The sequence below is a fragment of the Pelagibius marinus genome, from assembly GCF_014925385.1.
In the GTDB taxonomy this organism is placed as follows: domain Bacteria; phylum Pseudomonadota; class Alphaproteobacteria; order Kiloniellales; family Kiloniellaceae; genus Pelagibius; species Pelagibius marinus.
In genome coordinates this window covers 71,512-92,046 of sequence record NZ_JACSDK010000020.1, presented here as the reverse complement: position 1 = coordinate 92,046, position 20,535 = coordinate 71,512, and the positions used below count along the sequence as shown (strand labels likewise).

The window sequence follows — 20,535 nt, the reverse complement described above, 5'->3', positions numbered from 1 at the left end:
CTCAGGTTTGGAGCCGGCGACAAACGGAGCATGAGTGGATGAGACCCCCCTGAAACATCGAACCAGGAGAATCACCATGTTGCCACAGAACCGTCGATTTCCGTCTTTGCGCCCGTCGCTGGCGACCGCTGCGCTGGCCGCCGCAGTGCTGCTGCCCGGCGCCGCCCAGGCTGACTGGAAAAAAGCTACGATCACGAACCTCGTCACCAAGCAGATCGTCGTGCTTTCCAACGGCTCCGAATACACCCAGGTGCCGGCACCCAGCAGTCTCATCGCCGACGTCCGTGTTGAGGCCGATGCCGAACTTTCGGGCGAGATCAAGGAATGGAAGACTTGGCTTAGCATGCGGCGCGAGAACGGCGCCGTCCTGGAATTTTCCAACTTCGCGCACCACAAGAGCTATCCCTGGTCCGAACACATTAAGTCCGTCGACCGTACTGTGCAGCTCGCTGTGCCGCAGTCCGCCTGGCAGCTTGCGGTGATCGACAGCTGCAACCGGCTGGCGGACGAATTCCGCGCCGATGGACAGACCGATGCACAGATTTTCGGGCAGAACCAAACCATCAGCTACGATCTCGAAGCAAGGCTGGAGGTCGAGGCGTCCGGCCCCAATGAAGCTGAAGGGCTTTTTCAGCTTGGTCATGAGCTTCAGCAATTACTGCCGCCATTTCTTGAAGAGGTGGAGGTGGTCTGCCAGAAGTGGTCACCCACCGTTCCCCAGACGGCCGGTGCCTTAACGGTACAGCAGCCCGAGGTGGTCAATCTCGGTCTCTCCATCGTGGAGAAGGCGACCGTGAACGGCGCCTGCAAGATCCGCCTCGACGGCTGGGTGACGACCGACCTGAAGAACGCGGATGTCGACATCCAGTTTGAGAACGACGAAGGAAAGAAGAGCCCGGTCAAGACGGTCAACACCGGTGACTCGAAGACGGCGACTTTCAGTCGCTGGGAGGACGTGCCGAACCATCCCCAGGGCCAGGTGCGCATCGTCGGAGACGGCTTCCAGAGCGATTGGGTCGACTACGACCTGGACTGCGTAGAAGGCGGCCCCGGCGGTATCGCCGCCAACCTTCCGCCGAAGCTGACCATGTCCGTTGTACCGCACGGCGAGGTCATGGTGCAGGGTCGCATCTGCCCCGAGACGGTGAAGTTGGTCGGCGTGGTCTGGGGGCAGGGCGATGCCACGGGCCAGGCCCTGTTCTTCGGTCCGGGCTACGTCTCGCCCTTACGCGACTACAGCGTCGGCCATGGTGAAAAGGCCTTGATCGGCGCCGAGGCCGAACTGGACTGGTCCGATGTTCCGGCGCCGCCGGTTCCCAATGCGCTGTTCGGCCAGGTGCGCGAGTTCGGCTTCAACGCGACGAATGAGGACGGAGCTGTTATCGCCATGCTGCCCAAGCAGCCGCATTTCATCCAATGCAAGCTGCCGGCGGTGAACCAGCGGATGCAGTCGGGCATCGGCGGGCTGAAAGGGGAGTCGCTGGGCCCGCAGCATTCGGGAGCCGCGACGCTGCCGGCCGTACAGGCCCGCCCCGGTGGGATGACGACCGGCACCCGTGATGCGCAGCAGTCCGGCGCGACGGCGGTCCCGCGGCTGCGGGCGCTGCCGCAGCTGATGACGCCTGAAGCCCCGGAATCGACCAGGCCGCAGCGCCTGCGGCGGCTGCGGCGCAACTAGCGGAATCGGGGCGGGCGGCCACAGACGGTGATTGCGGCCGCCCGCCTGCTTCCAAGCACCCGCTGGCAGCCCTCACCGGCAGCCGTTACCGGCTCCTTTGTGTCTGCCGCCCGCAGACATATGAACAACCGGAACCCCTCTGCGCGAAACTCAAATTCCAAGTTGGAGGGGCGAAGACGACCGGCAGCCAGCAGCCGCAAGCGCAGCCGCAGCAGCCGCCGAGCACCCAAATGATCATCATTCCGGGGGCGCTGAAATAGGAAGCGGGAGGGCGGCAACGCCGCGCCCGGCCGATCGTGGGGGAGTGGCAGCGCCGCTCCCCCACATTTTTTTGGCCAGGGCGCTGTCGGCCCGGTTGAACCATTTGGGGCAGCGGCACGACCCATAGGATAGAATACCCCTAGGATGCCCGTCGTCTCCGAACCAGGGACCATGAGAGCGATGCCGCAAACGACCCGTTTCCTGCTTTCCCCTATCCCCGCCGTGCTTGTCGCCGGCCTGTCCGGCGCGCTGCCGGCCGGCCCGGCGCGGGCCGACTCCTTTGGCTCGGAGGTGACCTATCTGAGCCCGCCGCGCATCGAGGTCGCGAGCAACGGCAGCAGTTATCACCGCACCAATCCACTCGCCAACCTGGTGGCCGATGTGCATGTGGAAGTCGATACCGGTCTCGTCGGCGGGGTGAAGTCCTGGAATGCCTTTCTCGGCCTTGCCAGAGAGGACGGCGGCCGGATGTGGTTCCAGAGCTTCGGCAAGTCCAAGTCCTATCCCTGGTACGACCGGCCGAACAGCGTCAACCGCACCGAGCGGCTGGAGCTGCCGGAATACGCCTGGGGGGCTTTCGTGCGGACGCAGTGCAACGCGCTGGCGGACCACTTGCGCGCCCAGGGTCTCCCCGATACCGCGATCTTTGGCCAGGACCGGAAGCTCGAGCTGGGGGTGGTGAGCAACCTCGACGTCAACAACACCGGTCCCGGCAGCAACAGCATTTTTGTCGGAGCCACTCCCTGGGACGAAGTGAAGAAGATCGAAGTGGTCTGCAAGAAGTGGCCCGGCGCGGCGATCCCGCAGGCCAGCACCACCCTGGCCGCGCCGCCGTCGAAGGTCGTGAACAAGGGGCTGTCGATCTACGAGCAGTACGGCATCACCGGGGTCTGCAAGATCCGCCTGGACGGCTGGATCACCACCGATCAGAAGAACGCGGAGGTCTCGTTCCGCTACAAGAACCAGCAGGGCAAGCAGAGCCAGCTGTGGACGGTGAATACCGGCGAGTCGAAGACCGCGACCTTCAGCCACTGGTACAACATCGCCAACACCGAATGGGCCGAAACCGGTTTCGTGCGCATGGTCGGCGTCAGCCACAACTTCCGCTCGGAGTGGGCCGAATACACCATGGAGTGCACGGAAGGCGGCCCGCAGAGCCTGGCCACGGACCGGCCGCTCGAGGTCACGCTGAAGGCGGTACCGCAGGGCAAGGTGATGGCGCACGGCCGCATCTGTCCCGAGACGGTGAAGCTGATCGCCGTGCTGGAAGGGCTCGGCAACGCCAGCGGCGAGATGATGTTCTTCGGCACCGCCTTCTTCTCGCAGCGGTACGACTTCAGCATCACGCCGGGCCAGAAGGTGCTGCAGGGGGCGGATGCGCCGTTGCGGTGGAACTCCGTTCCCGCGCCGGCCCAGGCCAACATGCCCTTGACGCAGTCGCGCCAGTTTGGCCTGAAGGTGACCGACCAGCACGGCAGGATCATCGCCTCGGTGCCGCAGCATCCCTTCGTTCTCGGATGCAGCACGCCGACGGTGAACCCCTCTGTGCAGCCGGCGCCGGGCGGCCTGACCGTCGAGCGGCGCCGGGCGGGGGCGGGGGCCACCCCGCCCAGGACCCGGGGGCTGCCGCCGCAGGCGCCGCAACCGCAGCCGGCCGCACCGCGGCGTCTCCAGCCCCGCGCACCCGAGTGACGGGCGCCGCGTTGCCGCCAGGAGACAGTGGAAAGGAGAAGGTGAGATGACCCTGCCCAGCTACGCCGGCTACGTGATCGTGCCCCTGCACCTGCTGGCCGGTGCTCTGTTCGGGCTGATCCCCGGCTCGCCCTACCACTCCGGCTTTTACGCGACTTTCGGCGCCATCGCCGTGTTGCTGGTGACGACGCTGGCCACCTACGGCTGGCTGGTCTCGGCCCTGAAGCCGAGCTACGGGGCGGTCTGGCTGCAGGTCCTGCTGGCCGCCGTCGTGGTCGTCGCCCTGCTGTTCCTCGTCGACTTCAACGACCTCTGGCACGCCATCATCTACCTGCCGATCATGGGCGGCAGCCTGCTAGCCTGCCTGGTCACCGCCCACGTGATCCTCTTCGCCGCCAGGCCCAAGCCGTAGGGCAGGCGAAGGCAGCGCGCCGGCCGGCAGGGGAGCCCTGCCGGGGCCGGGGCCATTCCCCGTGAGGGAAGACCGGTCTACTGGATGGCGGAGTCGCGCTTGATCTGGTCGACGCGGATGTCGTACTCCCGCTTGTCGATCTTGCCGTCCTTGTACAGCTTCTCGACCCGGTCGCGCTCGTTGTCGAGGTGAACTTCGTAGCCTGTGGCCGTGCCGCCGGCGCCCAGAGCGCCGCCGACCGCGTAGGCACAGCCGCTCAGCAGGAGCAGGGAGCCCAGGAGAAGGCCAGCTGTTGTAATCTTCTTCATCTTTGTTCCTTTGCGACAAGACCCCGTTTCAGCATAACACGAAACCTGCGGTTTTATTCCCGAAGCCGCGAAATTGCGCCTTTCGCGTGTGTCGGCGGGGGCTATGACTATCATTGGTGCCCGCTGCCGGACTCGAACCGGCACGGCCTTGCGGCCCCGAGATTTTAAGTCTCGTATGTCTACCAATTCCATCAAGCGGGCTTGAACCTGGGGACAGGCAGGCCTTCCTTGTGCCCCAAGCCGCCCCCGGGAAGCAAGGCCGGGGCTAGGTCAAGGCGAGGACGGGGCGCTGCGGGAGCCCCTCATAAGGGGGGTTGGAAGGCGGCCTTGAAGTTCTCGCGCAGCCAGCGGATGGTGGCCTGGATGCGCTGCTGCTCCACGGTGTCGGGGTGGGCGTGCAGGTGCAGGCTGCGCACGAAGTCGGGCTCGCCCTCCTGGACGCGCACCAGCTTTTCGTCGTCGGCCGCCAGGCACATGGGCAGCAGGCTCTTGCCGACGCCTTCGCGCACGGCGGAGAGCATGATGCCGGCGTCGGTGGAGGTCACGCGGACCTTTTCGCCGCGGCTGCGCAGCTTCTTGTGGGCGCGGGCGATGGAGGGCCGCATGGCGTCCTCGTCGTGGAAGGCTACCCAGCCCAGTTCGTCCGGGTTCTTGTCGCGCGCGTAGTAGACCGCGTAGGGCACCTCGCCCAGCTTGATGGCGAACTCGCTCTCCTTGGGCTCGACCTCGAACCACAGCGACAGGGTGGCCTCGCCGCGGGTACGCGTGCGCGGGGTCAGGGTCATGATGCGCAGATCGAGGTGCGGGTTGGCCGCCAGGAAGGGTGCCATGACGGTGCTCGCCAGGCGGTCCAGCGTCCAGGCGTTGCCCAGCAGGCGCACGATGCCGACCGGCCCTTCCTCGTCCGGGGTCACCGCGTCCTTCAGGCGGTCGATGCTGCGCTCCACCTCGACGGCCCGCGCAATCGCCGCCTCGCCGGCGTCGGTCAGGGCGAAGCCGGTCTTCGAGCGCACGAAGAGGATGACCCCCAGATCCGCCTCCAGCGCCGAAAGCCGCCGCCCGGCGGTGGACTGGTCGATTCCCAAGGACTGAGCCGCCTGGGTCAGCGATCCCATGCGGCTGATGGCCAGTGCCACCTTCAGGTTATCCCAGTCCATCTGCGGCCTCCGAGGAACATGCGCAGTTGCATTTTCCTTGTGCGGTTTCGCGGGTTCAAGTCCGCAGGTTGTCTCTGTATCTCTTTCATGACGCTGTGGCGAGCTATGAATTGCCATGGCGGCCCAGTGATTGCAGCCCGGGAGAGACGCCGCAAATGGCCTTGAGCAGTGAGGAAAGGGAGCTGATTCAGCAGGGTTTTCGGAAGGTGACCGAGAACGGCCAGGAGGCGGCGGACCGCTTCTACGCGCATCTCTTCGAAATCGCTCCCCAGACACGCGAGCTCTTTCTCAACGATATGGAACTGCAGGGCGCCCAATTCATCAGCAAGCTGGGCCTCATCGTCGCCGAACTCCAAAATTTCGAGAGCCTGTTGCCGGTCCTGGAGGATCTGGCGCTGCGCCACGTGGCCTACGGCGTGCGCCCGGAACACTACCCGCCGGTGGGCGAGGCCCTGCAGCAGATGCTGGCGGAGGTGTTGGAAGACGACTACACGCCGGCGGTCCGGGCGGCCTGGGGCAAGGCCTACGACGACATCGCGGATGTGATGATCCGGAGTTCCTATACCCACAGCATTCCCGTCAGGCTGCCATGACTTGGGCAGAATCTGAAGCGGGAGCCTGGAGGGGAGCCGCCGGGGGCAGGCCGGCCGGCGCGCCGCGAGGCGAAGTTTGTTTGAACCGATCCTGGGCCCGGCGCGACAGACAGGGGTACAGGCGGCATCTGCCGTTTTCGATCCTGTCTTCAGGAGGCAACGACGAATCGCAAGGACGCGTTCCTTGCCTTGGTAGTCGCCAGCGACCGCTGCACCTACTACCGCATTCAGGGCTGATCCCCTGGATGTGATCCAAAGATGACGGGCTGATAGGGCTCTCCCACCCCTCCACCCAGTCCGTCATTCGTCCCGCGGACCGCAGCCTTTTCCACCCCTGGGTGCGGTCCGCGGGGCAGCTTTCCGGCCCCGCGGGCTGATTCCCACGATATCGCCCTTCCCGATCCCGGCTTCTAAGTGACGCCGTCTTCTTCTATGAAGAAGGCTAAGCGGCAAAGCAGGGAGATGGGAAGTCATGGCGGGACGTCTCGAGGGCAAGGTGGCGATGGTGGTGGGCGCGGGGTCCTCCGGGCCGGGCTGGGGCAACGGCAAGGCGACGGCGGTGCTCTTCGCGCGGGAAGGCGCCAACGTCTTCTGCGTCGACATCAACCTGGCCGCGGCGGAGGAAACCGTCGGCATCATCCGCGGCGAGGGCGCAACGGCGGAAGCCTGCCGCGCCGACGTTGCCGAGGCGGGCGATGTCGAGGCCATGGTGGCGCGCTGCCTGGAGGTCTTCGGCCGCATCGACGTGCTGGACAACAACGTCGGCATCCTGGAAGTCGGCGGCCCGGTGGAGGCCAGCGAGGAAAGCTGGGACCGGGTCATCGACGTGAACCTCAAGTCCATGTTCCTCACCTGCAAGCACGTGCTGCCGGTGATGCAGCGCCAGGGCGGTGGCGCCATCGTCAACATCGCCTCCATCGCCGGCATCCGCGACACCGGCGTGCCCTATATCTCCTACTCGACCAGCAAGGGCGCGGTGCTGCCCTTCACCCGCTCGGTGGCGCTGCAGTACGCCAGGCAGGGCATCCGCGCCAACGCCGTCCTGCCGGGGCTCATGAACACGCCAATGATCGTCGAGCCCTTGAAGGAGGCCTACGCCCAGGGCGACATCGACGAGATGATCCGCAAGCGCGACGCCCAGTGCCCGACCGGGAAGATGGGCGACGCCTGGGACGTCGCCCATGCCGCGCTGTTCCTCGCCTCCGACGAGGCCAAGTACATCACCGGTACCGGGCTGCTGGTCGACGGCGGCATCACGGCGAAGTTCTCATAGCTGAAGCTCCCCTAGTCCGCGCCTTCCTCCGCCTTGCCGCGCCGCTTGGAGGCGGCGAGGTTCAGCAGCTCGACCATCAGCGAGAAGGCGATGGCGAAGTAGAGGTAGCCGCGCGGCACGTGGAAGTGCAGGGCGTCGGCCACCAGGGCGACGCCGATCAGCAGCAGGAAGGCCAGGGCCAGCATCTTGGTGGTGGGGTGGCGGCGAATGAAGCCGCTGATGGGGGTCGCGGCGAACATCATGACGGCGATGGCGGTGACCACGGCGGCGACCATGATCGGCAGGCGGTCGGTCATGCCGACGGCGGTGATCACCGAATCGAGCGAAAAGACCAGGTCGATGGCGAGGATCTGGGCGATGGCCATGGCGAAAGACGTGGCCTTGCCGCCCCCGGCGGCTTCGCCGGCGCCGCCTTCGACGGAGTGGTGGATCTCCGAGGTCGCCTTGGCCAAGAGGAAGAGGCCGCCGCCCATGAGGATGATGTCGCGCCAGGAGACCACCAGGTCGAAGACCTCGAAGATCGGCGTGGTCAGCTTGGTCAGCCAGACCAGCCCGGCCAGCAGGCCGACGCGTCCGAAGAGCGCCAGAGCGAGGCCCAGGCGCTGGGCCAACAAGCGGCGGTGCTCGGCCACCCTTTCGGTTATGATCGACAGGAAGATGATGTTGTCGATGCCGAGGACGATCTCCAGGAAGGTCAGGGTCAGCAGACTGGCCCAGATATTGGGATCGGCAAGCCATTCGGGCATTCAAGGGGCTCCATCGTTCGAAGCGGCGGGGATGGTAGCAGCCGGCCGGGTGGAAGGAAGGTTTTTCTCGGCGAGAAGTGGTTCGCCGAGGGCGGAACTGCAAGGGAGGCGGCATGAGCGACCGCACAAGTGAAGACTGGAGCTTCATCAGTGTCTTCGACGGCCAGGGCGGCGCCCGGCGCGAATCGGCCAGCGAATACGATCACGTCACCGACGAGGTCTGCTGGGCACACCTGCAGCGCACCTCCGCTTCGGCCGAGCGCTGGCTGGCCCAGGAGCGCGGCATACCGCTGCTGGTCCGCCAGGCGCTGACCGCCGAGGAGACGCGGCCGCGCTGCACGTCGCTGGAAGGCGGCCTGCTGCTCATCCTGCGCGGGGTCAACCTGAACCCGGATTCCGACCCGGAGGACATGGTATCGATCCGCATCTGGACTGACGGCCGCCAGCTTCTCACCGTCTGGCTGCGCCGCCTGCTGGCGGTGAGCGACATCGACGAACTGCTGGACCATGGCCGTGGCCCCAAGAACGTCGGCGAGTTCCTGGCCCTCCTGGCAGACCGTCTGGCGGCGCGGATGGAGCCGGTCATCGCCGAGATCGACGACCGCATCGACGCGCTGGAGGACGAGGTGCTGGAGAGCTACAGCCCGGAGATGCGCGAACGCCTGGCGACCGTGCGCCGCCAGGCCATCCTGCTGCGCCGCTACTTCGCCCCGCAGCGCGAGGCGCTGCAGCGCCTGGCGGGCGAACAGGAGGCCGCGCCCTGGCTGGACCAGCGCGAGCGTCACCTGCTGCGCGAGAGCGCCGACCGCATCACCCGCTATGTCGAGGACCTGGATGCCGGGCGCGAGCGCGCCTCCGTTGTCCACGACCAGCTGGCGAACCACATTTCCGACGAGATGAACCGCGGTATGTACATCCTGTCGGTGATCGCCGCGGTCTTCCTGCCGCTCGGCTTCGTCACCGGGCTGCTGGGCATCAACGTCGGCGGCATGCCGGGCGTCGATTCGTCCTGGGCCTTCGTGGCGGTCTGTGTGCTGCTGGCGGTTCTGGCAGGCTTGGAGATCTGGTTGCTACGCCGGCTGAAGTGGCTCTAGCTCATTTGGCGGCCAGGGTCCCGGCCTCGTGGTCGAGCCCGCTTTGCAGACCCTCCGCGTGACGCTTTATCTCTTCCATGGAAAGGCGCGGCAGGCGCGCGTCGCGTGCCTGCGTTTCGGCCGTATCGAAGATCTCGAGGTCGAGGAAGAAGCACAGCGGCGCCACGAGAAGCAGCGCCAGGAGAATGGCCGCAAGGCGGTCGGACATGACAGGCCCCTACTACTGTCCAGCGCCCTCTGTCTACGGCGCTGCGACGTAAACCTGCCGGGTCGCGGGTGACAGCAGTGTGTCAAGAAACGGGCGATGATCGGGCCGGTCGGAGAGGCCGTCTTCAATCCTCGCCGGGGGCGGGCACGCTGCGGCGGCCGACCAGGTGCGCCGGCAGAAGACGGAAGACCAGCGGCGTGCAGACCACGATGAAGAAAATCCGCACGATGTGGTGGGTTGCCACCAGCGCCGCGTCGATCGACAGGGCCAGGGCGATGAGGCTCATTTCCGCGACGCCGCCCGGGGCATAGGCCAGGAAGATGCCGATGGTCGGCAGACCAGTCAGGGGGTGCAGCAGCACGGCGAAGAGCAGGCCGCCGGCGACCAGGATGACCGTACTGCCGATGGAGGCAAGGATGGTGCGGCTGACCAGCTTCATGCTGACGCCGGCGAAGCGGCAGCCGATGGTGGTGCCGACCACCACCTGGGCGGCGGCGACCAACTCGGTCGGCGGCTTGGCCTCGGTCAGGCCGCTCATGTGAAAGACGGCGGAGAGCAGCATGGGGCCGAGGATGGCGGCGGCCGGCAGGCGCGCCAGCCGGGCCAGGACGAAGCCGGCGATGCCGCAGAAGGTCAGCACCAGCATGTCGAAGAGACGGGCCTCGACCAGCGGGATGCCGCCGCTCGGCCGCGGGCCCGGGGTGTAGCCGAAGATGATCTGCATGAGGAAGGGCAGGGCCAGCACCACCAGCAGGATGCGCGAGGTATGGGTGAGGGAGATCACCCTTTCGTCGCCGCCGTTCGCGGCGCCGACCAGCACCATCTCCGAGAGGCCGCCCGGCGCCGCCGAGAAATAGGCGGTGATCGGGTCGTAGCCGGCGACCTTGCGCAGGAAGACCGCCACCACGCCGGTGGCCAGCAGGGTGTAGACGGCAAGGCCGATGAGGGAGACGGTCCAGTCGCCCAGCCGGTCCAGGATCTCCGGCGCGAAACCGCTGCCCAGCATGACCCCCAGGACCGCCATCATGGCCAGGCGGAAGACCACGGGCAGCGCGACCGGCAGGCCGACCATGGCGGCGACAGTGGTGCTGAGCATGGCGCCCAGCATCCAGGCCAGCGGCACCTGGAAGTGGTTGGCCAGCCAGCCGCCGGTGGCGCCGATGGCCAGGGCCAGCAGAATCTTGTGCAGCGGCGGCCAGCTCCGCACCGGCGACTTGCGTGGTTGCCTCTGTTCCGCCATCAGCCGACCTCCCGGCCCAGGCGGACCGCGGTGGCGCCGGCCTGGGGATGGGCCACCGGCATGATCAGTACACAGTCGTCGTAGGGCGTGACTACCGGCTTGCCGCCATCGCGGGCGATTACCGTGCCGGCCTCGGCCAGCACGTCCATGCCGCGGAAGGGCCGCGCGAAGGCGAAGTCGTTGCCGGCCGCGGTGATGCGCTCGGTCACTTCGATGACTCGCTGGGGCGCTGGGGCGCAGTCGACGCCGTAGCCGGCGACCGTGGCTGGCGAAAGGCTGCCGACGGCGGCGAGGAAGCGCAGGGCGGTCTCGAAAGCGACGGTTGCGCTTTCCAGGGCGAAGTGCTGGCCGCATTCGATGAGCAGGGCGTTGCGCGGCGAGGCCGGATCGATGAAGCCCGCGTAGTCGCGCAGCCGCGGCCCGGCGGCGTGTCCGCCGTCGCGCACGATGGTGGCCGGGCGCCCTAGTCGGCGCGCCAGCGCCAGTCCCTTGTCGGCGGGGCCGGCCATGATCAGCGGCTCGGTCGTGGTGCTCATGGAATGGATGTCGAGCAGGAAGTCGGCGGAGTCGAAGAGAGGGCGCAGGGCACGGGCGCGCTCGAGCTCACGGGAGCGGCGTTTCCCTTTCAGGATCTCCGGCGCCCAGAGGCGGTTGAAGTCCTCGTCCAGGAAGCGGCTGGCATGGGGCGCCGCCGCCGTGAAGCGCTCGTAGGCGGCGACGTTCACGAAGACGTAGGAAAGACGACCGGCTTCCGGCCGCAGCCCGGCGCTGAGCAGGCGGTCGAGGGCGATGGCGCCGCAGAGCTCGTTGCCGTGCACCAGAGCGCTCACCACCACGTGGGGGCCGGCGACGCCGGAATCGAAACTGTGGACATAATCGAGGGTGGGGCTGCCGTTGCCGCGGCGCCAGGCGGAGATGTCCGGTGGCGTCAGTTCGAGGGCGGGCGACAGCAGGTTATCCATGAGGCGCTTCGGGTCAGTGAACGGGGCGGGGTTCGAGCAGGCCGACGGCCTCCAGGTCGCGGGCCAGCTGCCCGGCGGAGGTGAAACGCAGCGCCTGCCAGCCGGCCGCGCGCGCCGCCTGGGTGTTGTCGGCGCGATCGTCGATGAAAAGGGTGCGCGCCGGTGCCAGCCCGAAGCGCTCGATCAGCAGCTCGTAGATGCGGCGGTCGGGCTTCTTCATGCCTTCCTCGCCGGAGATGACGAGCCCGGAGAAGCGGTCGAAGACGGGGAAGCGGCGGCGGGCGAGGGGAAAGGTCTCGGCCGAGAAGTTGGACAGCACGAACAGCGGCACGTCCTGGCGATGCAGACGCTCGACGATGGCGATGCTGTCGTCGTAGGCGCCGTCGATCATCTCGTCGAAGCGCGCGTAGTAGCTCTCGATCAGCGGGCGCTTGTCCGGATGATCGCGGCACAGCTCTTCGGTGATCTCCGCCGTCGGGCGGCCCGCGTCGGCCTGCTCGTTCCAGCTCTGCGAGCAGACCTCCGACAGGAAGTGCTCCATCGCCGCGGCGTCGTCGAAAAGCTTGCGGTAGAGGTGTCTCGGGTCCCAGTCGATCAGCACGCCGCCGACATCGAAGACGACAGCCTCCACGGGCTGACGCGCGACGTTGTCTCCGGCGGCGCGCTCAACCACGCAGGCGTTCCTCCAGGCGGTCCATGAAACGCTCGCAGAGGGCCACCTGCTCCAGGGTGACGAACTCGTCCGGCTTGTGCGCCTGGTCGATGGACCCGGGGCCGCAGACCACCGTCGGGATGCCGCGCTGGTCGAAGAGCCCCGCCTCGGTGCCGAAGGCGACCTTGCCGGTGTCGTTGCCGCCGGAGAGCGCCTTGGCCAGCTCGACCACTTCGGCGCCCGGCGCCAGGTCGAGGCCCGGGAAGCTGGAGAGTTCCTCCCAGGAAAACCCCGTGGCGGGGTCGATTTCCCGCATCGCCGGGGCAACGGATTCCTCGGCGAAGCGCTTCACCTCGCCCAGCAGCGCGTCGGGGTCGTCCTGCGGCAGGTAGCGGAACTCGAACTCGAAGCGGCAATGACCGGGCACGATGTTGAGCTGGGTGCCGCCCTCGATGGTGCCGGTGTGGACGGTGGTGTAGGGCACGTCAAAGTCCGGGTCGAAGGGACCTTCCTCAGCCTTGCGCGCTGCCATGTCGGCCAGATGGCCGACGACCCGGGCGGCGGCGTTGACCGCGTTGACGCCGTAGGGGGCGAGGGAGGAGTGGGCCTCCTTGCCGCGCACGTGGCAGCAGACCGAGCGCTTGCCCTTGTGGCCGGTGACGACCTTCATGTCCGTCGGCTCGCCCACCACGCACATGGCCGGCTTGACCGGCTGGCCCGCCAGGAAGTCCAGCAGGCTGGGCACGCCCTTGCAGCCGACCTCCTCGTCGTAGGAGAAACAGAGATGGACCGGCGTCTGCAGACCGGCCTCCAGGAAGCGCGGCGCATGGGCCAGCGCCACGGCGATGAAGGACTTCATGTCGCAGGTGCCGCGGCCGAACAGGCGGCCGTCGTGCTCGCTGACCTGCCAGGGGTCGCGGGTCCAGTCCTGGTTGTCGATGGGCACCACGTCGGTGTGGCCGGAGAGCGCGATGCCCGGCCGGTCCGTCGGCCCCAGGGTGGCGTAGAGGTTGGCTTTCCCCCCTTCGGCGTCGTGCACCAGGTTGGCCGTGACCCCCAGGTCCGCCAGATAGTCGCGCACGTAGTGGATCAGCTCCAGGTTGGAGTTGCGGCTCGTGGTATCGAAGGCGATGAGCCTGTCGATCATGGCACGGGTTTCGGGCCTGATGGCCGGGCTATCGGCTTTCAGGGGATCAGACACGCTAAAGGTAACTCCAGGCTTTGGGCCCTCGGGCCCGGGAGGAACTCTGGTGAACGCAGAGCTGATCCTATGATGACAGAGGGACCGGATCGGCGCCAGTCCTCTCGGCTTCCTCCATCAGCCACTCGCGGAACAGGCGCACCCGGCGCCGCTCGGCGAGCGCCGGCGGCGAGACCACGTAGTAGACGAACTTGGAGGGGATCACCGGCCCGAAGGGCATGACGATGCGCCCGCTCTCCAGGTCCGCGGCGGCCAGCCAGCGGTGCCCCAGGGCGACGCCCTGGCCGGCGGCGGCGGCCTCGATCACCATGGAGGAATCGCTGAAGCCGGGGCCGCGGCGCCAATCGATCCCTTCAATCCCCGCCGCCTGCAGCCAGCTGCGCCAGTCCGGGCTCTCGTCGTGACGTGAGACTTCGTCGTGCAGCAGCGTGTGGTGGCGCAGGTCGCTGGGCGACTTCAGCGGGTGCGGGCCGTTGAGCAGCTTGGGGCTGCAGACCGGGAAGACCTCGTCGCCGAGCAGCAGGTCGCTGCGCAGGCCCGGATAGTCCCCCGGGCCGTAGCGGATTCCCATCTCGAAGGTGCCTTCGGCGAAGTCGACCAGGTTGCTGTTCGCCGAGACCATGACGTCGATGTCGGGATGGCGCTCGCGGAAGCGCGACATGCGCGGCAGCAGCCACTTGGCGGCGAAGGAGGGCACGACGCTGATGTGGAGGGGGCCGCTGTCCTCGTCCAGGTGCAGGCGCCGGGTGCCCTCGGCAATGGCGTCGAAAGCCTCGCGCAGCACCGGCAGGTAACGCTGCCCGGCCTCGGTCAGCACCAGGCGCCGGTTGAGGCGGCGGAAGAGGGGCAGGCCGAGGTGCTCCTCCAGGGTCTTAAGCTGGTGGCTGATGGCCGCCTGGGTGACGTGCAGCTCACCGGCGGCCTTGGTGAAGGAGAGGTGGCGCGCCGCGGCCTCAAAGGCGCGCAGGGCGTTCAAAGGCGGTAGTTTCCGGGCCATTTCTCTAATTAGAAAATCTTATCCGAAACATGAAATATCATCGTTTGTCCGATTCAGCAATTGGCAATATCTATCAGCGTAAGACATTGCTCGAAACCGGAAATACTCAGCGATCACGGCACCCCGTCACGGTGCTGTCACATAAGGAACACTGACATGCAACGCACAGCTTATCGCAAGACGCAGCCGGCCCTGCCGGGCGCGTCGGAGCTCACCGGGGGCTTTGCCGGCGCCCTGTTGCGGGCGCCGGTGGTCCTCTTCGACGCCATGGTTTCCTGGCAGTATCAGGCCGAGGAGCGCGCCCGCCTGCGCAAGATGGGCGACCACCAGCTGCGCGACATCGGCCTGACCCGCGGCGAGGCCGAGGGCATGGCCAGCAAGGCCGTGTGGTCGCGCCGTATCTGAGGCCGCTCTCAGGGCCTCTCTTCCACACCGAAGTAACCTTCCCTCGGCGGTGCCGCCGCCCCGGAAGCTTCGCCCCCCGAAGCTCCCGGGCGCGTCGGGCCGCCATTTTCTTGTCGTGAAAGACTCTAGGACCGGAGCTGTTCCTTGTTGTCGGAGAGTCAGGCGTTTCCATTATTAAACTCGTTGAGATACGCAGAGAGCGCCGATCAGCAAATAGATATATGCGGCCATAAATCCCAAAATTAAGGCGGTGGAAACGCAAAGTATCCAATCAATTAACGGCTTTGGGACATCTGACTGCCCATACCAAGGAGACCCCGGCATGGGGTCAAACTGGAACTTGGTTGACATAGTGCTCAATTGATCTCGAAAAAGCTTGTAGCCGGCGAGATGAATGACAAGCCAGCCTCCGCTTAGAACCAATCCGGCAATTGGCAACAATAGAGGGTGGCCCTCGAGAAATGCCAAGGCCACAGTATTCGCAACAAGGAACGCATTGAATCTTTGCCAGATTGTCGTCCGTTCTGAATTAAGAAGCATAGTATGAATGCGAAAGAGCTCGAGTTTCTCAGATTTTGTTTCAGGCATACCTCCCTCCTGTTCAAGGCAATCACGTAAACTGCACTCCTGGCCTCCACCAAACATTGCAGTGTAAGGTAAAATTGCTGCTCAGTTTTTCTTTCTGCGTAAGGAGAGTAAGTACGAGGGTCGTGGGCAACGCCTAGGGCTGGAACTGTTCCTTGATGATCCGTTCCTCGAGATTGTGCTCGGGATCGAACAGCAGGTTGAGGTCGACGCTCTGGTCCTCGCGCACGGCGACGCGCACCACGTCGCGGACCTCGGTGAAGTCGGCGGTGGCGCTGACCGGCCGCTTGGCGGCCTCGTGGACCTCGAAGATCACCTCGGCGCGGGCCGGCAGCAGGGCGCCGCGCCAGCGGCGCGGCCGGAACACGCTGATCGGGGTCAGCGCCAGCAGCTGTGCGCCGATCGGCACGATGGGGCCGTGGGCGGAGAGGTTGTAGGCGGTGCTGCCTGCTGGTGTCGCCAGCAGGACGCCGTCGCAGACCAGCTCCTCCATGCGCTTCACGCCGTCGATGGAGATGCCGATCTTGGCGGCCTGGCGGCTTTCGCGCAGCAGCGAGACCTCGTTGATGGCCAGGGCTTCACTGGTCTTGCCGTCCACCGTGTCGGCGCGCATGCGCAAGGGATGCAGGGTGGCCGGCTGGGCCGCGGCGACGCGGTCGGCCAGTCTCGCCTCGTCGAACTTGTTCATCAGGAAGCCGATGGTCCCGCAGTTCATGCCGTAGATCGGCACGTCCCGCTCCATGAAGCGGTGCAGGGTCTCCAGCATGAAGCCGTCGCCGCCCAGGGCGACGATCACCTCCGCCGTCTCCACGTCGGCGGTGTCGTAGCGCGCTTCCAGGCGCGCCTTGGCCTCGGCGGCTTCCGGTGTATCGCTGGCGACCAGCGCGAAACTTCGACGGCTCATGGCGCTGCGGGCCCTTGGTCCTGTTCTTTCCCGGCCCGCCCTGCAGGCCACGGCCAATCAACGGAACTCGGCGCGACTCGGGGTACCCGGGCCGCGCGGCGAGTATAGCGTTCTCGCCGCCCGGCGCCAGAGGCGGCCAAGCCCGGCGGGGCGGGACCAAGCGCCTTGCCAAATGCGGAGGCCTGCCGCAGGCTGCGGTCCGGGCTGGCAGGGACCGGTCCCGTACAGGGTGACCTGGTGATTGGGTGACGGGGAGGTTGGTATGGGAAATTGGTTTCGCGGGGCACTGCCGGCACTGGCGGCGGCCGTCGTTCTGAGCCTGGCGGCTCCGGCTCTGGCGGAGGACCGCCATGAAGGCTTCTACTATCCGAAGCTGACCTCTTCGGAGGTCTACAAGGCGCGCGCCCTCACCAACCCGGAGGCGTCCCGCAAGTCGCGCATCGCCTTCGTCACGGGTATCACCAATGAGCAGAACAAGGCGCCCTATCCGCCGCAGGCGGCGATCTTCGCCAAGGGCTCTGACGCCGAGAAGCTGATCATCGTGGCGCTGGAGGACGGACGCATCGACACCATCTACCGCGCCCGCGCGATCTTCGCGCAACTGACCGCGGTGGCACGCCTGTTGCCGGTCTTCGCGCAGCTGGGTGTGGAGGACTACTTCACCTTCTTCGACTTGGCAAAGATGCTGGGCTTCACGCAGATCACCATCTCCAACGGGCGCGAGTTCGCCCACCAGATCGAAATCCAATAGCCGTCGCGCCCCAGGCGTCAGGACGCGCGCTGCGCCTCCGCGCGCAGCTGGCCGGGCAAGGCGGCGAGCCACTCTAGGACCGCCGCCACCCGTGGCAGCTTGCGCAGGTCCGGGTGCACCAGCAGCCAGAGGTCGCGGTGCAGCACCGGGGTTACCGATACCCGCTGCAGGGCCGGATCGCGGGCGGCCATGAAGTCAGGCAGCACGCCGCGGCCGAGGCCCGAGCGCACCGCCTGCACCAGCCCCTCGGCATCGTTGATGCGCAGCCGCGATAGATCCTCCGGCGAGACGTGGTCGGCTACCCAGCGTGCCTGCGGATAGTGCAGGAAGCGCTCCTCGTAGGTGACCCAGGGCTGCGCCGCCGCGTCCGTCCCCCGGGCGGCGTAGATCGAAAAGGCGAGGGCGCCGATCTTGCGGCACAGGCCGCTGCCGCTCTCCGGCCGGGCGAAGCGCAGGGCGACGTCGGTCTCGCGCCGGCTGAGGCTGAGGTTGCGCGAGTCGGCATTGGCGTCGATGGCCAGCGCCGGATGGCGCTGCAGCAGCGCCGGCACGCGCGGCACGATGAGCTGATTCACCAGGATCGGCACCGCGGTGATACGCACGCGCCCGGCGACCGCCTCGCCCGCTTCGCCGGCGGCGGCTTCCAGGGCCAGGGCCGAAGCCTCCATGCGCTCGGCCTCGCCGCGCGCCGTCTCGCCGAGCGCGGTGAGGGTGAGGCGGCCCCGCTCGCGCAGGAAGAGGCGCCCCTGCAAGGCCGCTTCCACGGCGCCCAGGCGGCGGCTGACGGTGGTCTGGTCGATGCCCAGGTTCTGCGCCGCCGCCGAGAGGCTGCCGCCGCGTGCCAGCGCCAGCACCACCCGCAGATCGGCCCAGTTCAGCGCCGCGCTCATGGCTGCAAGATTGCAGCGAGAAACTGCAGTTGTTTCGATTGTTCCTGCATATCCGCAGGAGTATCACAGCCGGGCGTCCCGCGCCAGAAGGCGGTGCGGCGGCGGATCTTTGGAAAAAGGCGGAGAAGCATGGGACAGGCGCTGTGGAGCTGGCTGCTTGAGGGACATTTCTTGTGGCTGGCCGGGGCGGCGGTCCTGGCGGGTCTGGTGCGCGGCTTCTCCGGCTTCGGCGCGGCGATGATCTTCGTCCCCCTGGCCGGCATGCTGGAAGCCCCGACGGTCGCCGTGCCGCTGCTCTTCCTGGTCGACAGCTTCGCCACCCTGCCCATCACGCTCCGCGCCTTCCGGCGCTGTACCTGGGCGGAGATCCTGCCGCTCATGCTGGGCGCCACGCTGACCATTCCCCTGGGGGTGGCGCTGCTGGTCGCCGCCGATCCGCTGGTCATGCGCTGGGTGATCTCCCTGTCGATCCTGGCGGCCGTTCTGGCGCTGGCCGCCGGCTGGCGGCTGCAACGGCGGCTGCCTTTCCTCGGCACGGCGGCGGTGGGCGCGGTCGCGGGGGTGACGGGCGGCGCCGCCAGCCTCTCGGGGCCGCCGCTGGTGTTGTTCTGGCTGGGCGGCCAGGCCGGCGCGGCGCAGGTGCGCGACAACATCTACGCGATCTTCGGCCTCTTGGGCGTGGTGGCCGGTCTCACACTGTGGCTGAACGGCCTGCTGACCCTGGCGGTGCTGCGGCAAGCGCTGGTGTTGCTGCCGGTCTACGTGCTGGCCATCGCCGTGGGGGCGAAACTGTTCCCCCATGCCAGCGAGGGCTTCTACCGCAAGGTCGCGCTCGGCCTCTGCGGCCTGGCGGCGCTGGGCGCCCTGCCGCTGTGGGAAAGGCTCGCGTGACCGGATAGGGGATCGCCTTGCGCCGCTTCTTCGGCTATTGAAGCCTGCATGACCAAGCCCACGATTCGCCGCGCCACTGCAGAGGATGTTCCGGCGATCGCCGCGCTCTTGGCCGACGACGCGCTGGGCAAGGCCCGCGAGGCACCCGGCGACCCCTGCTATGCCGAGGCCTTCGCGGCCATCGACGCCGACCCCAACCAGTTCCTGGCGGTGGTCGACGACGGCGGCGAGGTGGCCGGCTGCCTGCAGCTCAGCTTCATTCCCGGCCTGTCGCTGAAGGGTATGTGGCGCGGCCAGATCGAAAGTGTGCGCATCGCCGCGTCACGCCGCGGGCAGGGCCTCGGCCATGTCATGATCGATTGGGCGATCGCGGAATGCCGGCGGCGCGGCTGCGGGCTGGTGCAGCTGACCATGAACAAGACCCGCAAGGACAGCCACCGCTTCTACGAGTCCCTCGGCTTCGAGGCGACCCACGAGGGCTTCAAGCTAATTCTTTAGGAAAGAGACCGTTTAGCCGCCGGTGACGCTCATGTGGCGCGAGACGGCCGGCTGCTTGCGGCGGCGGTCGATGATGAAATCGTGGCCCTTGGGCTTGCGGCCGATGGCCTCCATGATCGCCTGCTCCAGCGGGGCATCGTTCTCGGCCATGCGCAGGGGCTCGCGCAGGTCGGCGGCATCCTCCTGGCCCAGGCACATGTAGAGGGTGCCGGTGCAGGTGAGGCGCACGCGGTTGCAGCTTTCACAGAAGTTGTGGGTCATCGGCGTGATGAAGCCCAGGCGCCCGCCGGTCTCCTTCACGCGCAGGTAGCGCGCCGGACCGCCGGTGCGGTAGTCGATCTCGTCCAGCGTCCACTTCTCGGCCAGCTGTGCACGCAGCATGGAAAGCGGCCAGTACTGATCGATGCGCTGCTCGCCGATGTCGCCCATGGGCATGACCTCGATGAAGGTCAGGTCGAAACCTTCGTCGCCGCACCATTGAACCAGGCGGTCGACCTCGTCGTCGTTCACGCCCTTCAGCGCCACGGCGTTGATCTTGATCGCCAGGCCCGCGGCCTTGGCGGCGTCCAGGCCGGCCATGACCTTGTCCAGCTTGCCCCAGCGGGTGATGGCGTGGAACTTGTCTGGATCGAGGGTGTCGAGCGAGACGTTCACGCGCCTGACGCCGCAGTCCGCCAGTTCATGGGCGAAGCGGGCGAGCTGGCTGCCGTTGGTGGTGAGCGTCAGCTCTTCCAGGGCGCCGCTGTCCAGGTGGCGGGAGAGGGAGTGGAAAAGCTTCATGATGTCGCGACGCACCAGCGGCTCGCCGCCGGTCATGCGCAGCTTCTTCACGCCCTGGCGCACGAAGGCGCTGCAGACGCGGTCCAGCTCTTCCAGGGTAAGGATCTCCGCCTTCGGCAAAAAGGTCATGTCCTCCGCCATGCAGTAGTTGCAGCGGAAGTCGCAGCGGTCCGTCACCGAAACGCGCAGGTAGGTGATCGCCCTGCCGTAGGGATCGACAATCTCGGCCATCAGGAGTCTCCCAACCCATCTTCGGCCCCTTGGTACTTTGCGGGCCGTCCGTTCTTGCCATCTAGCTATATAGGATCCCAGCCAGTATAGAAACAGCCCCGGCCCATTTCGCCCCCATCTTTTCTG

23 protein-coding genes and 1 tRNA gene are annotated in these 20,535 nt (G+C 67.0%); 10 read left to right on the top strand and 14 right to left on the bottom strand.

The features are described 5' to 3' along the window. Positions 1–76 precede the first annotated feature (76 nt). From H7X47_RS24435 to H7X47_RS24425, 3 genes are all read left to right on the top strand, one after another. Positions 77–1,678: a hypothetical protein gene (locus H7X47_RS24435; protein WP_193371393.1), complete on the top strand. Its 1,602-nt coding sequence runs from the start codon at positions 77–79 to the stop codon at positions 1,676–1,678. A gap of 441 nt (positions 1,679–2,119) precedes the next feature. Further along, positions 2,120–3,631, top strand: coding sequence for a hypothetical protein (locus H7X47_RS24430; protein WP_193371392.1), 1,512 nt, complete (start codon positions 2,120–2,122; stop codon positions 3,629–3,631). A gap of 46 nt (positions 3,632–3,677) precedes the next feature. After that, a complete protein-coding gene (locus H7X47_RS24425; protein ID WP_193371391.1) occupies positions 3,678–4,043 on the top strand; it encodes a hypothetical protein in 366 nt (121 codons plus the stop codon). Between the two features lie 77 nt (positions 4,044–4,120). Here H7X47_RS24425 and H7X47_RS24420 read toward each other — a convergent pair whose 3' ends face one another. The 3 genes from H7X47_RS24420 to H7X47_RS24410 form a co-directional block, all read right to left on the bottom strand. After that, a complete protein-coding gene (locus H7X47_RS24420; RefSeq protein WP_193371390.1) occupies positions 4,121–4,351 on the bottom strand; it encodes a hypothetical protein in 231 nt (76 codons plus the stop codon). A gap of 114 nt (positions 4,352–4,465) precedes the next feature. Then, a tRNA-Leu gene (locus tag H7X47_RS24415) sits at positions 4,466–4,552 on the bottom strand. 101 nt (positions 4,553–4,653) lie between these two features. Beyond that, positions 4,654–5,508, bottom strand: a complete 855-nt coding sequence (locus H7X47_RS24410) for a LysR family transcriptional regulator (RefSeq protein ID WP_193371389.1) — start codon at positions 5,506–5,508, stop codon at positions 4,654–4,656. A 155-nt stretch (positions 5,509–5,663) separates the two neighbouring features. Here H7X47_RS24410 and H7X47_RS24405 point away from each other — a divergent pair, with 155 nt between their 5' ends. Both H7X47_RS24405 and H7X47_RS24400 read left to right on the top strand, forming a co-directional pair. Further along, positions 5,664–6,101, top strand: coding sequence for a globin domain-containing protein (locus H7X47_RS24405; RefSeq protein WP_193371388.1), 438 nt, complete (start codon positions 5,664–5,666; stop codon positions 6,099–6,101). Between the two features lie 472 nt (positions 6,102–6,573). Continuing rightward, positions 6,574–7,374 (top strand): SDR family NAD(P)-dependent oxidoreductase, encoded by an 801-nt coding sequence (locus H7X47_RS24400; RefSeq protein ID WP_193371387.1) that lies wholly within the window; start codon positions 6,574–6,576, stop codon positions 7,372–7,374. Between the two features lie 11 nt (positions 7,375–7,385). On the opposite strand, the gene H7X47_RS24395 is transcribed toward H7X47_RS24400, so the two are convergent. Further along, positions 7,386–8,120 carry a TerC family protein gene (locus H7X47_RS24395; RefSeq protein ID WP_193371386.1) on the bottom strand — a complete coding sequence of 245 codons (735 nt, stop codon included), beginning with the start codon at positions 8,118–8,120 and terminating at the stop codon, positions 7,386–7,388. Positions 8,121–8,233: 113 nt separating this feature from the next. On the opposite strand from H7X47_RS24395, the gene H7X47_RS24390 reads away from it, so the two are divergent. Next, positions 8,234–9,214, top strand: a complete 981-nt coding sequence (locus H7X47_RS24390; protein WP_193371385.1) for a zinc transporter ZntB — start codon at positions 8,234–8,236, stop codon at positions 9,212–9,214. Between the two features lies 1 nt (position 9,215). Here H7X47_RS24390 and H7X47_RS24385 read toward each other — a convergent pair whose 3' ends face one another. The 6 genes from H7X47_RS24385 to H7X47_RS24360 form a co-directional block, all read right to left on the bottom strand. Next, on the bottom strand, positions 9,216–9,422 hold the full coding sequence (locus tag H7X47_RS24385; RefSeq protein ID WP_193371384.1) for a hypothetical protein: 207 nt from the start codon (positions 9,420–9,422) through the stop codon (positions 9,216–9,218). A 124-nt stretch (positions 9,423–9,546) separates the two neighbouring features. After that, positions 9,547–10,662 carry an AbrB family transcriptional regulator gene (locus H7X47_RS24380; RefSeq protein WP_193371383.1) on the bottom strand — a complete coding sequence of 372 codons (1,116 nt, stop codon included), beginning with the start codon at positions 10,660–10,662 and terminating at the stop codon, positions 9,547–9,549. Continuing rightward, positions 10,662–11,624 carry a M14 family metallopeptidase gene (locus tag H7X47_RS24375; protein ID WP_193371382.1) on the bottom strand — a complete coding sequence of 321 codons (963 nt, stop codon included), beginning with the start codon at positions 11,622–11,624 and terminating at the stop codon, positions 10,662–10,664. Before H7X47_RS24375 ends, H7X47_RS24380 begins: the two co-directional genes overlap by 1 nt. 13 nt (positions 11,625–11,637) lie before the next feature. Next, a complete protein-coding gene (locus H7X47_RS24370; protein ID WP_319633680.1) occupies positions 11,638–12,297 on the bottom strand; it encodes an HAD family hydrolase in 660 nt (219 codons plus the stop codon). Continuing rightward, positions 12,290–13,477 carry an acetylornithine deacetylase gene (gene argE / locus H7X47_RS24365; RefSeq protein WP_319633679.1) on the bottom strand — a complete coding sequence of 396 codons (1,188 nt, stop codon included), beginning with the start codon at positions 13,475–13,477 and terminating at the stop codon, positions 12,290–12,292. The genes H7X47_RS24370 and argE overlap by 8 nt, the downstream gene beginning before the upstream one ends. A 67-nt stretch (positions 13,478–13,544) precedes the next feature. After that, the gene (locus tag H7X47_RS24360) at positions 13,545–14,474 is read right to left on the bottom strand and encodes a transcriptional regulator GcvA (protein WP_193371381.1); all 930 of its coding nucleotides are present in this window, start codon (positions 14,472–14,474) and stop codon (positions 13,545–13,547) included. Between the two features lie 156 nt (positions 14,475–14,630). Here H7X47_RS24360 and H7X47_RS24355 point away from each other — a divergent pair, with 156 nt between their 5' ends. Further along, positions 14,631–14,879 (top strand): DUF1127 domain-containing protein, encoded by a 249-nt coding sequence (locus H7X47_RS24355; RefSeq protein ID WP_193371380.1) that lies wholly within the window; start codon positions 14,631–14,633, stop codon positions 14,877–14,879. Positions 14,880–15,053: 174 nt separating this feature from the next. Here the strand turns inward: H7X47_RS24355 and H7X47_RS24350 are convergent, their stop codons facing one another. Together H7X47_RS24350 and H7X47_RS24345 are read right to left on the bottom strand one after the other, a co-directional pair. Continuing rightward, entirely contained in the window at positions 15,054–15,467 is a 414-nt protein-coding gene (locus tag H7X47_RS24350; RefSeq protein ID WP_193371379.1) for a hypothetical protein, read from the bottom strand. 133 nt (positions 15,468–15,600) lie between these two features. Next, positions 15,601–16,368 (bottom strand): NAD kinase, encoded by a 768-nt coding sequence (locus H7X47_RS24345; RefSeq protein ID WP_193371378.1) that lies wholly within the window; start codon positions 16,366–16,368, stop codon positions 15,601–15,603. Between the two features lie 262 nt (positions 16,369–16,630). Between H7X47_RS24345 and H7X47_RS24340 the strand changes: the two genes are divergently transcribed. After that, positions 16,631–17,119 (top strand): hypothetical protein, encoded by a 489-nt coding sequence (locus H7X47_RS24340; RefSeq protein WP_227010776.1) that lies wholly within the window; start codon positions 16,631–16,633, stop codon positions 17,117–17,119. 17 nt (positions 17,120–17,136) lie between these two features. Here the strand turns inward: H7X47_RS24340 and H7X47_RS24335 are convergent, their stop codons facing one another. Next, on the bottom strand, positions 17,137–18,009 hold the full coding sequence (locus tag H7X47_RS24335; RefSeq protein ID WP_193371377.1) for a LysR family transcriptional regulator: 873 nt from the start codon (positions 18,007–18,009) through the stop codon (positions 17,137–17,139). A gap of 129 nt (positions 18,010–18,138) precedes the next feature. Between H7X47_RS24335 and H7X47_RS24330 the strand changes: the two genes are divergently transcribed. Together H7X47_RS24330 and H7X47_RS24325 are read left to right on the top strand one after the other, a co-directional pair. Further along, entirely contained in the window at positions 18,139–18,900 is a 762-nt protein-coding gene (locus H7X47_RS24330; protein WP_193371376.1) for a sulfite exporter TauE/SafE family protein, read from the top strand. Positions 18,901–18,948: 48 nt separating this feature from the next. Beyond that, complete coding sequence (locus tag H7X47_RS24325; protein WP_193371375.1) at positions 18,949–19,398, top strand: GNAT family N-acetyltransferase; 450 nt, start codon at positions 18,949–18,951, stop codon at positions 19,396–19,398. A 12-nt stretch (positions 19,399–19,410) separates the two neighbouring features. On the opposite strand, the gene moaA is transcribed toward H7X47_RS24325, so the two are convergent. Then, on the bottom strand, positions 19,411–20,409 hold the full coding sequence (moaA, locus tag H7X47_RS24320) for a GTP 3',8-cyclase MoaA (RefSeq protein ID WP_193371374.1): 999 nt from the start codon (positions 20,407–20,409) through the stop codon (positions 19,411–19,413). Between the last annotated feature and the right edge of the window lie 126 nt (positions 20,410–20,535).

Coding starts and splice junctions, on each gene's coding strand:
- H7X47_RS24395 (WP_193371386.1), bottom strand. CDS start 8,120: ATGCCCGAATGGCTTGCCGATCCCAATATCTGGGCCAGTCTGCTGACC.
- H7X47_RS24430 (WP_193371392.1), top strand. CDS start 2,120: ATGCCGCAAACGACCCGTTTCCTGCTTTCCCCTATCCCCGCCGTGCTT.
- H7X47_RS24425 (WP_193371391.1), top strand. CDS start 3,678: ATGACCCTGCCCAGCTACGCCGGCTACGTGATCGTGCCCCTGCACCTG.
- H7X47_RS24385 (WP_193371384.1), bottom strand. CDS start 9,422: ATGTCCGACCGCCTTGCGGCCATTCTCCTGGCGCTGCTTCTCGTGGCG.
- H7X47_RS24350 (WP_193371379.1), bottom strand. CDS start 15,467: ATGCCTGAAACAAAATCTGAGAAACTCGAGCTCTTTCGCATTCATACT.
- H7X47_RS24375 (WP_193371382.1), bottom strand. CDS start 11,624: ATGGATAACCTGCTGTCGCCCGCCCTCGAACTGACGCCACCGGACATC.
- H7X47_RS24340 (WP_227010776.1), top strand. CDS start 16,631: ATGGGAAATTGGTTTCGCGGGGCACTGCCGGCACTGGCGGCGGCCGTC.
- H7X47_RS24380 (WP_193371383.1), bottom strand. CDS start 10,662: ATGGCGGAACAGAGGCAACCACGCAAGTCGCCGGTGCGGAGCTGGCCG.
- H7X47_RS24435 (WP_193371393.1), top strand. CDS start 77: ATGTTGCCACAGAACCGTCGATTTCCGTCTTTGCGCCCGTCGCTGGCG.
- H7X47_RS24330 (WP_193371376.1), top strand. CDS start 18,139: ATGGGACAGGCGCTGTGGAGCTGGCTGCTTGAGGGACATTTCTTGTGG.
- H7X47_RS24360 (WP_193371381.1), bottom strand. CDS start 14,474: ATGGCCCGGAAACTACCGCCTTTGAACGCCCTGCGCGCCTTTGAGGCC.
- H7X47_RS24355 (WP_193371380.1), top strand. CDS start 14,631: ATGCAACGCACAGCTTATCGCAAGACGCAGCCGGCCCTGCCGGGCGCG.
- moaA (WP_193371374.1), bottom strand. CDS start 20,409: ATGGCCGAGATTGTCGATCCCTACGGCAGGGCGATCACCTACCTGCGC.
- H7X47_RS24410 (WP_193371389.1), bottom strand. CDS start 5,508: ATGGACTGGGATAACCTGAAGGTGGCACTGGCCATCAGCCGCATGGGA.
- H7X47_RS24345 (WP_193371378.1), bottom strand. CDS start 16,368: ATGAGCCGTCGAAGTTTCGCGCTGGTCGCCAGCGATACACCGGAAGCC.
- H7X47_RS24400 (WP_193371387.1), top strand. CDS start 6,574: ATGGCGGGACGTCTCGAGGGCAAGGTGGCGATGGTGGTGGGCGCGGGG.
- H7X47_RS24335 (WP_193371377.1), bottom strand. CDS start 18,009: ATGAGCGCGGCGCTGAACTGGGCCGATCTGCGGGTGGTGCTGGCGCTG.
- H7X47_RS24390 (WP_193371385.1), top strand. CDS start 8,234: ATGAGCGACCGCACAAGTGAAGACTGGAGCTTCATCAGTGTCTTCGAC.
- H7X47_RS24420 (WP_193371390.1), bottom strand. CDS start 4,351: ATGAAGAAGATTACAACAGCTGGCCTTCTCCTGGGCTCCCTGCTCCTG.
- H7X47_RS24405 (WP_193371388.1), top strand. CDS start 5,664: ATGGCCTTGAGCAGTGAGGAAAGGGAGCTGATTCAGCAGGGTTTTCGG.
- H7X47_RS24325 (WP_193371375.1), top strand. CDS start 18,949: ATGACCAAGCCCACGATTCGCCGCGCCACTGCAGAGGATGTTCCGGCG.